This window comes from Arthrobacter sp. YC-RL1 (assembly GCF_001454985.1).
Lineage (GTDB): Bacteria > Actinomycetota > Actinomycetes > Actinomycetales > Micrococcaceae > Glutamicibacter > Glutamicibacter soli.
This window is the reverse complement of the sequence record NZ_CP013297.1, coordinates 2,557,387-2,573,961: the sequence shown is the minus strand read 5'-3', so window position 1 is coordinate 2,573,961 and position 16,575 is coordinate 2,557,387. Positions and strand designations below refer to the sequence as shown.

At 68.7% G+C, this 16,575-nt stretch carries 12 protein-coding genes and 1 tRNA gene; 11 read left to right on the top strand and 2 right to left on the bottom strand.

Features of this window, described 5'->3' with window-relative positions; genetic code table 11:
• Window positions 1–17: 17 nt before the first annotated feature.
• The 3 genes from ATC04_RS11915 (at window position 18) to ATC04_RS11905 (ending at window position 2,102) form a co-directional block, all read left to right on the top strand.
• Window positions 18–758 (top strand): MBL fold metallo-hydrolase, encoded by a 741-nt coding sequence (locus tag ATC04_RS11915; RefSeq protein ID WP_047120646.1) that lies wholly within the window; start codon window positions 18–20, stop codon window positions 756–758.
• On the top strand, window positions 755–1,597 hold the full coding sequence (locus tag ATC04_RS11910) for a sulfurtransferase (RefSeq protein ID WP_047118730.1): 843 nt from the start codon (window positions 755–757) through the stop codon (window positions 1,595–1,597). The genes ATC04_RS11915 and ATC04_RS11910 overlap by 4 nt, the downstream gene beginning before the upstream one ends.
• Before the next feature lie 76 nt (window positions 1,598–1,673).
• Window positions 1,674–2,102 carry an HIT family protein gene (locus tag ATC04_RS11905; RefSeq protein ID WP_047118731.1) on the top strand — a complete coding sequence of 143 codons (429 nt, stop codon included), beginning with the start codon at window positions 1,674–1,676 and terminating at the stop codon, window positions 2,100–2,102.
• Between the two features lie 136 nt (window positions 2,103–2,238).
• On the opposite strand, the gene hrpA is transcribed toward ATC04_RS11905, so the two are convergent.
• Window positions 2,239–6,231 (bottom strand): ATP-dependent RNA helicase HrpA, encoded by a 3,993-nt coding sequence (hrpA, locus tag ATC04_RS11900; protein WP_047118732.1) that lies wholly within the window; start codon window positions 6,229–6,231, stop codon window positions 2,239–2,241.
• A gap of 399 nt (window positions 6,232–6,630) precedes the next feature.
• On the opposite strand from hrpA, the gene ATC04_RS11895 reads away from it, so the two are divergent.
• The 3 genes from ATC04_RS11895 (at window position 6,631) to ATC04_RS11885 (ending at window position 9,436) form a co-directional block, all read left to right on the top strand.
• Window positions 6,631–7,629, top strand: a complete 999-nt coding sequence (locus tag ATC04_RS11895) for an ABC transporter substrate-binding protein (RefSeq protein ID WP_047118733.1) — start codon at window positions 6,631–6,633, stop codon at window positions 7,627–7,629.
• 102 nt (window positions 7,630–7,731) lie between these two features.
• Window positions 7,732–8,652, top strand: a complete 921-nt coding sequence (locus ATC04_RS11890; protein WP_047118734.1) for an ABC transporter permease — start codon at window positions 7,732–7,734, stop codon at window positions 8,650–8,652.
• Window positions 8,645–9,436 carry an ABC transporter ATP-binding protein gene (locus ATC04_RS11885; RefSeq protein WP_047118735.1) on the top strand — a complete coding sequence of 264 codons (792 nt, stop codon included), beginning with the start codon at window positions 8,645–8,647 and terminating at the stop codon, window positions 9,434–9,436. The genes ATC04_RS11890 and ATC04_RS11885 overlap by 8 nt, the downstream gene beginning before the upstream one ends.
• A 146-nt stretch (window positions 9,437–9,582) precedes the next feature.
• Here the strand turns inward: ATC04_RS11885 and ATC04_RS11880 are convergent.
• Window positions 9,583–9,658 (bottom strand) — tRNA-Arg (locus tag ATC04_RS11880).
• Between the two features lie 152 nt (window positions 9,659–9,810).
• On the opposite strand from ATC04_RS11880, the gene argS reads away from it, so the two are divergent.
• From argS to thrB, 5 genes are all read left to right on the top strand, one after another.
• On the top strand, window positions 9,811–11,454 hold the full coding sequence (gene argS / locus ATC04_RS11875; protein WP_047118736.1) for an arginine--tRNA ligase: 1,644 nt from the start codon (window positions 9,811–9,813) through the stop codon (window positions 11,452–11,454).
• A 6-nt stretch (window positions 11,455–11,460) separates the two neighbouring features.
• Complete coding sequence (lysA, locus tag ATC04_RS11870) at window positions 11,461–12,882, top strand: diaminopimelate decarboxylase (protein ID WP_047118737.1); 1,422 nt, start codon at window positions 11,461–11,463, stop codon at window positions 12,880–12,882.
• Window positions 12,883–14,172, top strand: coding sequence for a homoserine dehydrogenase (locus tag ATC04_RS11865; protein ID WP_047118738.1), 1,290 nt, complete (start codon window positions 12,883–12,885; stop codon window positions 14,170–14,172).
• A 1-nt stretch (window position 14,173) separates the two neighbouring features.
• A complete protein-coding gene (thrC, locus tag ATC04_RS11860; protein WP_047118739.1) occupies window positions 14,174–15,274 on the top strand; it encodes a threonine synthase in 1,101 nt (366 codons plus the stop codon).
• A 139-nt stretch (window positions 15,275–15,413) separates the two neighbouring features.
• Window positions 15,414–16,343, top strand: a complete 930-nt coding sequence (thrB, locus tag ATC04_RS11855; RefSeq protein WP_047118740.1) for a homoserine kinase — start codon at window positions 15,414–15,416, stop codon at window positions 16,341–16,343.
• The last annotated feature ends 232 nt before the right edge of the window (window positions 16,344–16,575 follow it).

The following is a 16,575-nucleotide window of genomic DNA, read 5'->3' as shown; positions in this document are numbered from 1 at the left end:
GAGCCTACGCTAAGGACATGCGTATCACATCCAGAGGGCATTCGTGCCTGGAACTGAGCACCGTCGACGGGTCGCTGCTGCTGGACCCGGGATCCTTCAGCGATCTGGACGGGGCGTTCGAGAACAAGGCCGCGGTGCTGGTCACCCACCAGCACCCTGACCACGCCGACCATCCGGCGCTGGCCGCCGCGCTGGAGGCCGACCCGGTGCTCCAGGTGTACGCGCCGGCCGGGCTGGCCGACGCGCTGCGCACCGAGCTGCCCGCCGCGCGCCGCGCCCAGGTGCACACCGTGCACGAAGGCATGGACTTCATCGTCGGCGGGATCCGGGTGCGCACCTTTGGCGGCACCCACGCCACCATCCACCACTCGATCGACCCGATCGCGAACGTGGGCTATCTGGTGGGCGACGGCGCCGTGGGCCGGGTGCAGGTTTTCCACCCGGGGGACAGCTACCAGGTGCCGATCGGCGTGCGACCGGACGTGCTGCTGCTGCCGGTCATGGGCCCCTGGGGCAAGATGGCCGAGGCCGCCGACTTCGCGGCGGCCCTCGGCGCCCCGGTCTGGGTGCCGATCCACGACGGGCTGCTCAATGGCCGCGGCACCGGGCTGTTCGACCGCCAGCTCGGCGCGATCGCCGCGCACCAGGGGGCGAACTACCAGCGCCTGGAGCCCCTGACGGAGTACCGCGCCGCTGAGCTGCTGGCCGCCGCCGAGTCCTCGCAGACCGACGCGGGCAGCGTGGAGGGGCACGCATGAACCCGCTGATTTCCGCCGCCGCGCTGGCCGCGCTGCTCGACGCTCCGGGCCCCGGGCCGGTGCTGCTGGATGTGCGCTGGTCGCTGGGCCGCAGCGACGGGCGCGAGCTCTACGCCGCCGGGCACATCCCCGGCGCGGTGTTCGTCGACCTGGAACGCGAGCTGTCCTCCGCCCCCGGGCACCAGACCGGCCGCCACCCGCTGCCGCTGCCGGCCGATTTCGAGGCCGCCGCCCGGCGCTGGGGGATCAGCCAGGACTCGCAGGTGGTGGTGTACGACGACTCCGGCGCGCTGGCCGCCGCCCGCGCCTGGTGGCTGCTGCGCCATGCAGGCTTCGAGAACGCGGCCGTGCTGGACGGAGGACTGGATGCCTACAGGGCGCTGCCCGGCACGCAGCTGGCCACCGGGGAGCAGTCGAACACCCCGGGCGACGTCACCCTGTCCTGGGGGCGCATGCCGGTCATCGAGTTCGAGCAGCTGGCCGGATTTTCCGGCACGCTGATCGACTCGCGCGCCACCGCCCGCTATCTGGGCATCGAGGAGCCGATCGACCCGGTCGCCGGCCACATCCCGGGCGCCCGCAACCGCCCCACCACCGACAACCTCGACTCGCAGGCGCGTTTCCTGCCCGCCGCGGTGCTGCGCGCCGACTTCGCCAAGCTCGGCGTTGACACCGGGGACGCCGCGGCCTACTGCGGCTCCGGCATCACCGCGGCCCACCAGGTGCTCGCCGCGCACACCGCCGGGATCGAGCTGGCGCTGTACCCGGGCAGCTGGTCCGAGTACTGCTCGCACCCCGAGGCCCCGGTCGCCACCAGCGACGAGCAGCACCGCCACTAGATGTCCGCGCGGCGCGCTCCACCAGGGGCCGCCGCGCGCCCGCAACCGCCCGCCGACGCGGGCAGAAAGGCAGCCCATGAGTACGCTGTTCACTAAAATCATCAACGGCGAGATCCCCGGCCGCTTCGTCTGGTCCGATGCGCAATGCGTCGGCTTCCTGTCCATCGGCCCGCTGTCCGACGGGCACACCCTGGTGGTGCCGCGCGCGGAGATCAACGAGTTCACCGACGCGCCCGACGAGCTGGTCTCTCACCTGACCCTGGTCGCCACGAAGATCGGCCGCACCCAGAAGCGCGTGTTCAACTCCGCCCGCGCCGGGCTGATGATCGCCGGCTTCGAGGTCCCGCACCTGCATGTGCACGTCTGGCCGACCAACTCGCTGGCCGACTTCGATCTGGCCAATGCCGCGGTCAACCCGGACCCGGCGCAGATGGACGCGAACGCGCAGACGCTGCGCGACGGGCTGCGCGCCGACGGCCACTCGGAATTCGTCCCGGCCGACTAGCGCCGCCGGCCCCCGGCTCAAGAACGCCGAATGCCCGCCGGAACCGGCCATGCAGGTCGGCTCCGGCGGGCATTTTCTGGCCCCGGCGCGGGCCGGGGCGCCGGCGGCTGGAGCGTCGTCGGCTCCAGGCCGTCGGCTACAGCGCCGACAGGCCGTCCTTGATGGCCTTGCGGATGCGCTTCTCGCTGACCGAATACGCGGTGCCCAGCTCCTGGGCGAACAGCGAAATGCGCATCTCCTCCAGCATCCACTTCACCTCGCGCAGCCCCGCCGGCAGGCGCGCGCCCTCCGGGACCTTGTCCAGGGCGGCGTCGTACTCGTCCTCCAGCTTCTGGATCACGACCAGCGCCTGCGAGTCGCGGGTGACCGCGCCGCCGGCGAGCTTCTCCAGCCGCTTCTCGATGCCCGCCAGATAGCGCGGCAGGCGCAGCAGGTGCGCCGCACCGGTGGCGGCGATGAACCCGGGGTAGATCAGCTGCTCCAGCTGCGAGCGGATGTCGGTGATCGCGGCGTACATGGCCAACGAGCGGGTGGCCTTCAGCTCCTTGGAGATCCGCGTGGCCGCGGCGAAGACCTTGGCCACCACCGCGGTGATGGAGAAGACCGTGTCGATCTGCTCCGCGCGCACCACCTCGAACAGCGCCTCGAACGCCGCGCGGTCCATCGGCAGCTGCTCGGGCACCAGCTTGTCCACCGCCGCCATGGTGCAGTCGCTGATCAGGTGCTCGATCGAGCCGTGCGGGTTCTGCGTGAACGCCAGCTTCTCGGTGTTGTCCAGGTGCGAGATCACGAACTTCGCCGCCGGCGGCAGGCGCAGCATCAGCAGCCGGATCACGCCGGTGCGGTGCGCCGCGTCGCGCTCCACGGCCGAGCGGAACACCGTCAGGTCCACGCGCTCGCCCTGGGCGATCAAGCCCGGGTACGCGGTGATCTGCTGGCCCATCACCGTGGTGGTGACCTTGTCCGGCAGCCTGTCGCCCAGCGTGTCCCCGGCGGCGTCAAGCTGCGGCCAGGCATCGAGCTTTTGCTGGTCCCAGGCCCCCGCGGCGTTCTTCGCGCCCCTGGTGCCCTTGCCGGCCTTGTTGCCCTGCCGGCCCGTGGCCGTTTTGCCCTGCCCGCCCTTGGCGGCTGCGGCAGGGATCCCCGGCTTGCCTGGTTTGCCCGGAAGAGCTGCGCCGGGGGAGTTGACCCCGCTGGCCAGCGCGGCGCGGTTGGCCGCGGCCAGCTTGTACTGCAGCTTGCCCAGGTCGTCGCCCTGGCCCAGCACCTTGCCGGAGGCGTCGGTGACGGTGAAGCCGAAACGCAGGTGCGCGGGCAGCGTGGAGAAGTCGAAAACGGCCGGGTCCACGACGATGCCGCGCAGCCGGCGCAGCACCAGCGCCAGCGACTGCGCCAGGTCGTCGGTGGCGGGATCGAAATCGGCCTCCAGCATCGCCAGCGCCTTGCCCGCCACGTCCGGGGCGGGCACGAAGTTCTTGCGGATCGCCTTGGGCATGGAACGGATCAGCGCGGTGAGCAGCTCGTGGCGCAGGCCCGGGATCAGCCAGGCGAACCGCGCCGGATCCAGCTGGTTCAGGAACACCACCGGCACGGTCAGGCTCACGCCGTCGCCCTCGCCGCTGGCGGCGGCCGGGTTGTACTCGTAGCTCAGCGGCAGGTGGATGCTGCCCAGCGCCCAGGTTTTTGGGAAGGCGGTCTCGTCCAGCGCCTGCGCGTCGGCGGCCAGCAGCGCCTCGGGATCGAAGTCAAGCAGCGCCGGATCCGCGGCGCGCGCCTTCTTCCACCAGCGGTCGAAGTGCCGCTCGGAGAGGATGTCCTGCGGCAGCCGGGCATCGTAGAACGCGAACAGGTCCTCATCGCTGATTCGCAGGTCGTGCCGGCGCATGCGGGTTTCCAACTCCTCGACTTCCTCCAGCAGCGCGCGGTTCTTCGCGAAGAACTTGTGGTGTGTGCGCCAGTCGCCCTCCACCAGCGCGTGGCGGATGAACAGCTCGCGGGCCAGCGCCTTGTCCACGCGCCAGTAGTGGAACTGGCGGCGCGGCACGATCGGCAGCCCGAAGAGCGTGAGCTTCTCGTAGCCCATCACCGAACCGTTGCGCTTGGACCAGTGCGGCTCCGAATAGGTGCGCTTGAGCAGGTGCGGGGCCAGCTCCTCCACCCAGGCCGGATCGATCACCGCATTGGTGCGCGCCCACAGCCGGGAGGTCTCCACCAGCTCGGCGGCCATCACCCAGGTCGGCGACTTCTTGAACAGCCCGGAGCCGGGGAAGATCGCGAAGCGGGTGCCGCGCGCTCCGACGTAGTCGCGCTTGCGCTCGTCGTAGAGCCCGATGTGCCCCAGCAGCCCGGAGAGCAGCGACTTGTGCACGGCGTCCTCGTTGGCGGCCGGCTCGATCGGCGCGGCGGCCACGGTGATGCCCAGGGGCTTGGCCAGCTGGCGCAGCTGCGTGAACAAGTCCTGCCATTCGCGAACCCGCAGGTAGTTGATGTGCTCGGCCTTGCACAGCCGGCGGAACGCGGAGGAGGACAGCTCGTTCTGCTGCTCGCGCACGTACGCCCACAGGTTCAGCAGCGCGGTGAAGTCCGACTTGTCGTCGGCGAAGCGCTTGTGCAGCTCGGCGGCGCGCTCGCGCTGGCCGGTGTCCTCGGAGGGGCGTTCGCGCGGATCCTGGATGCTCAGCGCCGCGGCCAGCACCATCAGCTCCTTGGCCACGCCGCGCCCGGCGGCCTCCACGATCATGCGGCCCAGCCGCACATCCAGCGGCAGCTGCGCCAGCTGGCGGCCCACCGGGGTGATGCCCGCGCGCTTCTGGCCATCCAGCGCCCCCAGCTCGCGCAGCAGGTTCACGCCGTCGGAGATCGCCCGCGATTCCGGCGGCTGCACGAACGGGAATTCGGAGACCTCCGCGGCCGAGGCCACCACGCCCATGGAGATCATCTGCAGGATCACGCTGGCCAGGTTGGTGCGCAGGATCTCCGGGTCGGTGAACTCCGGTCGGCTCTGGTAGTCGTCCTCGGAGTAGAGGCGGATCGCGATGCCCTCGGACACGCGGCCGCAGCGGCCAGAGCGCTGGTTCGCGCTGGCCTGGGAGACGCGCTCGATCGGCAGGCGCTGCACCTTGGTGCGGTGCGAGTAGCGCGAGATGCGCGCGGTGCCGGTGTCGATCACGTACTTGATGCCCGGCACGGTCAGGGAGGTTTCCGCCACGTTGGTGGCCAGGATGATGCGCGGGGCGGCGCCCGGGTGGAAGACCCGGTGCTGCTCGGCCAGCGAGAGCCTGGCGAACAGCGGCAGCACCTCGTAGCGCGGCAGGCGCTTGTTGGAGGCGACCAGCGCGCGCAGCGCATCGGCGGCGTCGCGGATCTCGCGCTCGCCGGAGAAGAAGATGAGGATGTCGCCCGGGGCCTCGCCGGCCAGCTCGCGGACCGCGTCGGTCACCGCATCCAGCGGGTCGCGGTCGTCCTCCAGCGACTCGGCGTCCGCGTCCTCGTCCAGGTCGACCTCGGCGGCCAGCGGGCGGTAGCGCAGCTCCACGGGGAAGGTGCGCCCGGAGACCTCGAGGATCGGCGCCGGGACCAGCTCGCCCTCCGCGTCCAGCGTGCCGAAGTGCGCGGCGAAGCGTTCGGGGTCGATGGTCGCGGAGGTGATGATGATCTTCAAGTCCGGGCGCCTGGGCATGATCTGCTTGAGGTAGCCCAGCAGGAAATCGATGTTCAGGCTGCGCTCGTGCGCCTCGTCGATGATGATCGCCGAGTACTTCTTCAGGAGCTTGTCGCGCTGGATCTCCGCCAGCAGGATGCCGTCGGTCATCACCTTCAGCTTGGTGCGCTTGGAAACCTCGCCGGTGAAGCGCACGTGGAAGCCGACTTCCTCGCCGATGCTCGTGCCCATTTCCTCGGCGATGCGCTCGGCCACGGTGCGCGCCGCAAGGCGCCGCGGCTGGGTGTGGCCGATCATGCCCTTCTCGGCCAGCCCGAGCTCGATGAGCATCTTGGGCAGCTGGGTGGTCTTGCCGGAACCGGTTTCGCCGGCGATCACGACCACCTGGTTCTTGGATACCGCGTCGAGGATGTCCTCGCGGCGACCGGAGACGGGCAGGGCTTCGGGATAGGAAATGGTTAGCGCCATGATGCCCCCATTCTATGCGCGTTCGCGCCGCGTCGCCCGCCGCGCCCCGGAGCGGCTTTTCGCTTCGCGAACCGACGTGACCCGGATCGCGTTCGACGCAAGTCAAGTTCGCATTTCGTCCAAACAATCGTCGCCAGCTTGAGGCTGTGGAATACAAAAGGTGTCCATTGCGCGGTTTTGCGCTCGATTTTGTGCGGCGTTTGCGCCCGATCAACACGCAAATGTCTTCAATACGGCGTTGATTGTAGTCAAGGTGAGGTCGTTCACATGTAAGATCGGGGGTAATCACCGTCACCTGGTCCGGATCGTTCCCGAGCCGACAGCGAGCCTGGCGGCTCTCCGGAACCAGTGAAGTCTCGGTGGTTATCACTCGCATAGGGAACTTTGAAAGGAACCTTCATGAAGCGCTTTACGGCTTTGAAATTCGCGGCCATCGCCGCCACCGGCGCCCTGGCCCTGACCGCCTGCGGCAGCAACGATTCCGGCAACAACGACGCAGCCAAGACCGACGAGCCGGTCAAGATCGGCATCGCCCAGTACGTGTCCCACCCGTCGCTGGACGCCGTGGCCAGTGGCTTCAAGAAGGGCATGGAGAACGCCGGCTACACCGGCGACAAGATCTCCTACGACGAAAACAACGCGCAGGGCGACCAGGCCACCAACACCTCCATGGTCGGCAAGCTCGCCTCGGACAGCGACATCGACCTGGTCCTGGCCATCGCCACCCCGACCGCCCAGGCCGCCGCCCAGGCGATCACCAGCGTCCCGGTGGTCTTCTCCGCCGTCACCGATCCGGTGGACGCCAAGCTGGTCGCCTCCAACGAGGCGCCGGGCGCCAACGTCACCGGCACCTCGGACAAGAACCCGGTCAAGGAGCAGCTGGAGCTGCTCAAGGAACTGGCGCCTGAAGCCAAGAACGTCGGCATCGTCTACTCCTCGGGCGAAGCGAACTCTGCAGTCCAGGTCCAGTGGGCCAAGGACGCCGCCGCTGAGCTGGGCCTGACCATCAAGGAATCCGCGATCTCCGCTCCGAGCGAGGTTCAGCAGGCGGCCAGCTCGCTGGACGTCGACGCGTTCTACGTGCCGACCGACAATGCAGTGGTTTCCGCCCTGGAAGGCCTGCTGCAGACCGCCCAGTCCAAGAAGGTTCCGGTCATCTCCGCCGACGGCGAGTCCGTCAAGCGCGGCGCGACTGCCACCTACGGCATCAACTACGAGAAGCTGGGCGAGCAGACCGCCGCCATGGCCGTGAAGATCCTCAAGGGCGAGGCCAAGCCGGCCGAGATGCCGGTTGAGACCATCTCCCAGGTCGAGCTGTACCTGAACGAGGAAGCTGCCAAGAAGGTCGGCATCGAGTTCTCCGACGACATGAAGTCGAAGGCCGTGCAGACCTACTAAGGCTCGCCGGACCAAACCTGCGGCACGAAGGCGGGGCGCGCACCATGCCGCCCCGCCTTCGTCGCGACTACCCACAAATTTTGACAACTCAAGGATCCGAACATGATCACCGCAGTTGAACTCGGGCTGATTTACGCCATCATGGCGCTCGGGGTGTACCTGACCTTCCGCATTCTGGACTTTCCCGACCTCACCGTCGACGGCAGCTTCACCACCGGCGCCGCCGTGGCGGCTGTCAGCATCGTCAACGGGGTCAATCCCTGGCTGGGCACCCTGCTGGCATTCCTCGCCGGCATGGCCGCAGGCGCCGTCACCGGCCTGCTGCATACCAAGGGCAAGATCGACGGCCTGCTGGCCGGTATTCTCACGATGATCGCGCTGTACTCGATCAACCTGCGCATCATGGGCAAGGCGAATACGCCGCTGCTAGGCGAGGAAACGCTCATCAGCCCGATGCGCGCCGCCGGCATCCTCGGCTCCTGGACCTCCATCGGCATCTTCTTCCTGGTCAGCCTCGTGCTGGTCGCGGCCGTGGTCTGGTTCCTGCACACGGAGATGGGCATGGCCATGCGCGCCACCGGCGACAACCAGGAAATGATCCGCTCCTTCGGCGTGAGCACCGACAACCAGAAGATCCTGGGCCTGGCGCTGTCCAACGGCCTGGTCGGCGCCTCCGGCGCGGTGGTGGCCCAATACCAGGGCTTCGCCGACGTCGGCATGGGCATCGGCGTGATCCTGATCGGCCTGGCCTCGGTCATCGTCGGCCAGGCGATCCTCACCCAGCGCTACATCTGGCTGGCGGCCCTGGCCGTTGTCATCGGCGCGGTGCTCTACCGCCTGGTCATCCAGCTGGCCCTGGTCGCCGGCCTGGAGGTCAATGACATGAAGCTGATTTCCGCCGTGCTGGTCGTCATCGCCCTGCTGCTGCCGAAGTGGAAGGGCTTCCAGAAGATCGTGAAGTCCTTCAAGCGCACCCCGGCGCCCGTCACCGACTCCAAGGAAGAGGTTCGCACCAATGCTTGAGATCAAGAACCTGTCTCGCACGTTCTTCCCCGGCACGGTGAATGAACGCAAGGCGCTGCGCAACATCAACCTGACTCTGGGGAACGGCGAATTCGTCACCGTGATCGGCTCCAACGGCGCCGGCAAGTCCACGGTGCTGAACATGGTGGCCGGCAAGCTGCAGCCGGACGCCGGAACGGTGACGATCGACGGGAAGAACGTCACCAAGTTGGCCGACTTCCGCCGCGCCAAATACATCGGCCGCGTGTTCCAGGATCCGATGGCCGGCACCGCGCCGACCATGTCGATCGAGGAGAACATGGCCCTGGCCTACGCCCGAGGACGCTTCCGCGGACTGGGCGCCGGGGTCGGGGCCAAGCGCCGCGAGCTGTTCGTCGAAGAGCTGAAGTCCCTGGAGCTCGGGCTGGAGAACCGCCTGAAGACCAAGGTCGGCCTGCTCTCCGGCGGCCAGCGCCAGGCGCTGAGCCTGCTCATGGCCACGTTCTCCGAGCCCAAGATCCTGCTGCTCGACGAGCACACCGCCGCGCTGGACCCGCAGCGCGCCGCGCTGGTGTCGCGCCTGACCAACCAGATCGTCGAACGCCACCAGCTGACCACGTTGATGGTCACGCACAACATGGAGCAGGCGCTGCAACTGGGCACGCGACTGATCATGATGCACGACGGGCAGATCATCCTGGACCTGGATTCCGAGCAGAAGCAGCAGATGACCGTCAAGGACCTGCTGGGCGAGTTCGAGAAGATCAAGGGCGCCCAGCTCGATGACCGCACCATGCTGCAGTAGCAGCCCGCGTCGCTGAACTGGCAACGGCCCCGCCGGATGGGAATACTCCTCGCCGGCGGGGCCGTCGCCGTCCCCGCCACCGGGCGGCGTCCGGGTGGGCGCAAAAAAACCGCAGGTCCCGGCGTAAACCAGGACCTGCGGTGAGGTGGTGCCCCTGAAAGGAATCGAACCTTCGGCCTTCTGCTCCGGAGGCAGACGCTCTATCCACTGAGCTACAGAGGCGTGTTGCCGGGCAACGAAAAAATACTATCAGGTCGCAAGGCCAAACGTGGAATCCGCGCCAACGGCGGTTTGCGCGCCGAATGCCTACATGATCACAGCCTGCGGCGTCATGAATGCCCGTGGGGAGCGCGAAAAACCGGTAGTCTTGATGGGTGACTCCTGAAGAACTCTCCGCAGCAATATCCGCATGCCTCACCCAGGCCGTAGCAGCCGGCGAAATCTCCGTCGACATCCCCGACGTCGTGCGCGTGGAGCGACCCAAGAGCCGTGAACACGGCGATTGGGCGACCAACATCGCGCTCCAGCTGGGCAAGAAGGCCGGCATGGCCCCGCGCGACTTCGCGCAGCTGCTGGCCAACCGCCTGGCCGAGGTACCGGGAGTCGGCGCCGTGGACATCGCAGGCCCCGGCTTCCTGAACATCACCCTGGACGCCGCCGCCGCCGGCGAGCTGGCCCGCACCATCGTCGAGGCCGGCAAGGCCTACGGCACCAACGACTCCCTGGCCGGCCATGTGGTCAACATGGAGTTCGTCTCCGCGAACCCGACCGGCCCGCTGCACATCGGCCACACCCGCTGGGCCGCGCTGGGCGATGCGATCGCCCGCGTGCTGCGCGCCTCCGGCGCGGATGTCACCAGCGAGTACTACATCAACGACGCCGGCAACCAGATGAACGTGTTCGCCCGTTCGGTCTACAACCGCATGCACGGCCTGCCGGTGCCCGAGGGCGGCTACCCGGGCGAGTACATCAAGGAACTGGCAGACATCGTCGAGGCCGAAGCCCCCGAGCTGAAGGGCCTGGACGAGGAGACCGCGCTGCCGCAGATCCGCGAGCTGGCCTACAAGGCGCAGATGGCAGACATCAAGAAGACCCTGGCGGACTTCGGCGTCAGCTTCGACGTGTTCTTCTCCGAGACCTCCTTGCACGAGGGCGGGGCCGTGGCCGACGCCGTGGCGCGCCTGCGCGAACAGGGCCACATCTTCGATCAGGAGGGCGCCGTCTGGCTGCGCACCACCGACTTCGGCGACGACAAGAACCGCGTGCTGATCCGCGCGAACGGCGAGCCGACCTACTTTGCGGCCGACGCCGCCTACTACCTGTCCAAGAAGGACCGCGGCTTCACCGAGAAGATCTACCTGCTCGGTGCCGACCACCACGGCTACGTCAACCGCCTGAAGGCCATCGCCGCCTGCGCGGGCGACGACAAGGAAAAGAACATCGAGGTGCTGATCGGGCAGCTGATCAGCGTCAACGGCGCGAAGCTGTCCAAGCGCGCGGGCAACATCATCGAGCTGCGCGACTTGATCGACTGGCTGGGCGCCGACGCGCTGCGCTACTCGCTGGGCCGTTTCCCTGCCGATTCGCCGATCGCGCTGGACCCTGAGCAGCTGAAGAAGAACACCAACGACAACCCGGTGTTCTACGTGCAGTACGCCCACGCGCGCTCCGCCGCCGCGGCCCGCAACGCCGCGGAGAAGAACGTGACCCGCGAGTCCTTCGACGCCAGCGAGCTGACCGACCCCACCGAGAACGAGCTGCTGGCAGTGCTCGGCCAGTTCCCGTCGGTGGTTGCCGGCGCCGCCGAGTTCCGCGAACCGCACCGCATCGCCCGCTACCTGGAGCAGGTCGCCGGCGCCTACCACTCGTGGTACGCCGCCACCCGCATCACCCCGATCGGCGAGGACACCAACGTGCTGCCGGTGCATTCCGCGCGCCTGTGGCTGAACGACGCAACCACCACCGTCCTGGCCAACGGCCTGGAACTGCTGGGCGTTTCCGCCCCGGAGAGGATGTAATACCCTATGGCCGCATCGCCGCTGGCTCCAGCTTGGCTGAACTTCCCGAACGACGTAAACACGCTGCGCGAGATCGAATGGGCCACCGGTGTGGCCCGCGGCGCCGATGGCCAGCTGGCCGTGCAGGGCATCCCCGTCGCGCAGCTGGCGCAGGAATTCGGCACCCCGCTGTTCGTGCTCGACGAGAACGATTTCCGCGCCCGCGCCGCCGGCTTCAAGTCCGCGTTCGACGCGGCCTTCAAGGACCTGTGCGGCGGGGTGGACGTCTACTACGCCGGCAAGGCGTTCTTGTGCACCGAGGTCGCCCGCTGGGTCACCGCCGAGGGGCTGCGTCTTGACACCTGCTCCGGCGGCGAGCTGGCAGTGGCCGCCGCGGCCGGCGTACCGGGGGAGAACCTCTCGCTGCACGGCAACAACAAGTCGGCCGCGGAAATCACCCGCGCCATCGAAACCGGCGTGGGCCGCATCGTGGTGGACTCGCTGGACGAGTTGGAACGCGTCATCCGCATCGCCGATGCGCTGGGCCAGCGCGCGAACGTGATGCTGCGCATCACCCCCGGCGTGCACGCCTCCACCCACGAGGCCATTGCCACCGCCCACGAGGACCAGAAGTTCGGCCTGTCCATCCTGGCCAACGACTCGGGCACCTCCCCGGCGCTGGACGCCGTGGCCCGCGCCCTGGATGCGGACAACGTGAACCTGCTGGGACTGCACGCGCACATCGGCTCGCAGATCTTCGAGGCCGAGGGCTTCGCCATGGCCGCACGCACCATGCTCGGCATCCTGGCGCAGATCCGCCAGCTCCACGGCGTCGAACTGGGCGAACTGGACCTCGGCGGCGGCTACGGCATCGCCTACACTTTGCAGGACCATCCCTCCACCCCGGTGAAGCTGGCCGCGCAGATGGCGCAGGTCGTCTCCGCGACGTGCGCCGAGCTGGACCTGGCCTGCCCGCGCATCTCCATCGAGCCGGGCCGCGCCATCGCCGGCCCGTCGACCTTCACCCTCTACGAGGCGGGCGTGCGCAAGGACGTCCAGGTCGAGGACGCCTCCGGCACGCTGCATCCGCGCCGCTACCTGTCGGTGGACGGCGGCATGAGCGACAACCCGCGCCCGGTGCTCTACGACGCCCAGTACACCGCGGTGCTGGCCAGCCGTGTGACGCGCAGCGACGTAATTATTTCTCGCGTAGTTGGGAAACACTGCGAGTCAGGTGACATAGTCGTGAAGGACGTTTACCTGCCCGAGGACGTTGCCGCCGGCGATCTGCTGGCCGTGCCGGCCACCGGAGCCTACTGCTGGGCCCTGTCGAGCAACTACAACTACCTCACCCGCCCCGCGGTGGTAGCCGTACGCGACGGCCAAGCCCGTCTGATCGTGCGCAGGGAAACGGAAGCTGATTTGTTGGCCCGCGACATGGGAGTTTAATTGACCGCTGAAAAGAGCCTGAAGGTCGCCCTGCTGGGCTGCGGCACGGTCGGCGCGCAGGTCGCGCGGATCCTGCTTGAGGACGCGGCGGCGCTGGCCGACCGCAGCGGCGCGGCGCTGGAGCTGACCGGCATCGCCGTGCGCAACACCGCCTCCGAGCGCGACGTGCAGCTGCCCGCGGAGCTGTTCACCACCGACGCGAATTCGCTGATCGACCAGGCCGACGTGGTCATCGAGCTGCTCGGCGGGCTGCACCCGGCCGGTGACTACATCGCCCGGGCGCTGAAGCGCGGGGCGAGCGTTATCACCGGCAACAAGGCGCTGATCGCCGCCCAGGGCGCGCAGCTGAACCAGCTGGCCGCCGAGCACGGCGCCCAGCTGCGCTACGAGGCGGCCGTGGCCGGGGCCATCCCGATCCTGCGCCCGATCGCCGATTCGCTGGCAGGCGATCACATCACCAAGGTGATGGGCATCGTCAACGGCACCACGAACTTCATCCTGGACGCCATGGACTCCACCGGCGCCGCGTTCGACGACGTGCTCGCCCAGGCCCAGGCGCTGGGCTACGCGGAAGCCGATCCGACCGCCGACGTGGGCGGGCACGACGCCGCCGCGAAGGCCGCGATCCTCGCCTCGCTGGCGTTCCACACCACCGTCTCCTCGGACCAGGTGCACACCGAAGGCATCACCGAGGTGAGCGCGCAGGACGTGGCCGCCGCCGCCGAGGCCGGCTACGTCATCAAGCTGCTGGCGATCGCGGAGCACGCCGAAGCCGGAGTCTCGGTGCGCGTCTACCCTTCGCTGATCAAGCGCAGCCACCCGCTGGCCAGTGTCCGCGGCGCGTTCAACGCGGTGTTCGTCGAGGCGGAAAACGCCGGGGACCTGATGTTCTACGGCGCCGGCGCGGGCGGCAACCCGACCGCCTCGGCAGTCATGGGCGACGTCGTCGCCGTGGCCCGCCAGCTGGCCGCCGGGGCCGGGCTGCCTAACGGCTCGGCGGACCAGCCGGTGAACCTGCTGGACTTCGAGCAGATCACCACCAGCTACTGGATCGGGCTGTCGGTCAAGGACCAGCCGGGCGTGCTCGCGAGCATCGCCGCGGTCTTCGGCGAGCACGGCGTCTCGATCGAGTCCATGAGCCAGCACAGCGATGCCGACGGCGAGGGCTCCGCGCTGCGCATCCTGACCCACCGGGGCGCCGAAGCGGCCCTGCGCACCACCGTCGACGCCGTCGCGGCGCTGGACGCGGTGCACTCTGTTACATCCGTTATGCGAGTTGAAGGAAACTAACGTGGCCCACCAGTGGCGCGGAGTCATCCGCGAATATGCCGACCGTCTGCCAGTAGACGAGAACACCAAGGTCATCACGCTCGGCGAAGGCGGCACCCCGCTCGTCTTCGCCCCCGCCCTGTCCCAGCTGACCGGCAGCGAGGTGTACCTGAAGGTCGAGGGCATGAACCCGACCGGCTCCTTCAAGGACCGCGGCATGACCATGGCGATGACCGCCGCGGTCGCCGCCGGCGCCAAGGCAGTGGTGTGCGCCTCCACCGGCAACACCTCCGCCTCCGCCGCAGCCTACGCCACCCAGGCCGGGCTGAAGTGCGCGGTGCTGGTGCCGGACGGAAAGATCTCCATGGGTAAGCTCTCCCAGGCGATCGCGCACGGCGCCGACATCATCCAGATCGACGGCAACTTCGACAACTGCCTTGAGGTCGCCCGCAAGCTGAGCGAGAACTATCCGGTGTTCCTGGTCAACTCCGTGAACCCGGCCCGCATCCAGGGCCAGAAGACCGGCGCCTTCGAGGTCGTCGACTTCCTGGGCGACGCCCCCGACTACCACGTGCTGCCGGTGGGCAACGCGGGCAACATTACCGCCTACTGGAAGGGCTACAAAGAGTACGCCTCCGAGTTCACCAACCAGGCCGGCGCCGTGCTCGCCCCGGTATCCACCAGGACCCCGATCATGTGGGGCTTCCAGGCCGCCGGCGCCGCACCGATCGTGCTGGGCCACCCGGTGACCGAGCCGGACACCATCGCCACCGCCATCCGCATCGGCAACCCCGCCTCCTGGGCCCAGGCCGAGGAAGCGCGCGACGAGTCCGGCGGCCTCATCGATTCGGTGACCGACGACGAGATCCTCGCCGCGCACCGCTGGCTCTCCTCCCGCGAGGGCGTTTTCGTGGAGCCGGGCTCCGCGGCAGGCGTCGCGGGCCTGATCAAGCACCACGCCGCAGGCAACGTGCCGTCGGGCAAGAAGATCGTGATCACCGTGACCGGCCACGGCCTGAAGGACCCGGACTGGGCCCTGAAGCAGGCCGACGGCTCGGCCGTCGCCCCCACCAAGGTCGGCTTCGACGTGGTGGAAGTCGCCACCGCACTGGGCCTGTCCTAGACGCCGCCCGCTGCCTGCCGGCCCGTCGCCGCCGCACCGGCACCAGGTGCGGCCGTGGCGGGCCGCTGCGCGTTCCGGCGCCCCTCCGCACTCATCACCCCTAGCTCACCACCTGAAGCTCACCACCTCGAAGGAACCCATGCAGCAGATCGCCCTGGGCCAGCACCTGGTCGTCGCCCCGCCCGCCACCACCGCCAACCTGGGCCCCGGGTTCGACTCGCTGGGCCTCGCGCTGGAATTCCGCGACCGGCTGGAGATCCGCACCGCGCCGCAGAGCACCGTGCAGATTAGCGGCGACGGGGCCGACAGCCTGCCGCGTGACGAATCCCACCTGATCATCCGCGAGATGCACCGCTACTGGGAGCAGCGCGGCTTCGCGCCGGTCGGCATCGAGCTGAAGGCGGCCAACAACATCCCGCACGCCCGCGGCATGGGCTCCTCCGCCGCCGCGATCGTCGCCGCCTACGCCGCGGCCGATGCGCTGCTGCCAGCCGCCGAGCGCGGGGGACTGGACGCAGTCTTCCAGGCCGCCGCGGCCTGGGAAGGCCACCCGGACAACGTCGCCCCGGCGGTCTACGGCGGGCTGAGCATTTCCGCGACCAATGCCGGCGGGACCTTCAGCTGCGCCCTGGTCCCGGTGCACACGCAGGTCCGCGCGGTGCTGGCGATCCCGTCCAACGGCCTGTCCACCGAGGTGGCCCGCGGGGTGCTTCCCGCGCAGATCGCCCACGCAGATGCGGCGGCGAACACTGCCTCCGGCGCGCTACTGATCCACGCGCTGAGCAACGACCCGTCCCACCTGCTCGGCGGCACCGTCGACTACCTGCACCAGTCCTACCGGGCCGCTTCGATGCCCGAAAGCAGCGCGCTGATCGCGCTTTTGCGCGAGCACCAGCTGGCCGCGGTGGTCTCCGGGGCGGGCCCGACAGTGCTTGCGCTGGTGGCCGGCGACGCCCAGGAACGCCTGGCAGGGGAGCTCATCGAGCAGTTCTCCGCACAATCTTCGGTTTCCTGGCGTGCTGAATTTCCGCGCCTGGCCGCCAACGGTGTTACAGTAGAAGTGCTGTAGCACTCAAGGCAGACCGGATCATGCGGGCGCCAGCCCGATGATGAACCTTATGGCGAGTGTTGAAGCGGACGCGATCGGCGCACCGTGCCTGTCGCAGCCGTCCAGCCGTTCCGGATTTTTCCTGCAGCTCGCAGCACCCTTGATATCCCACATCCATGCACAGTCGTGCCGTCGAGATATCAGTTTTCAAACCCAGTTTCCCGCCATCACCGGTGATACCTGAGGGCGGGTC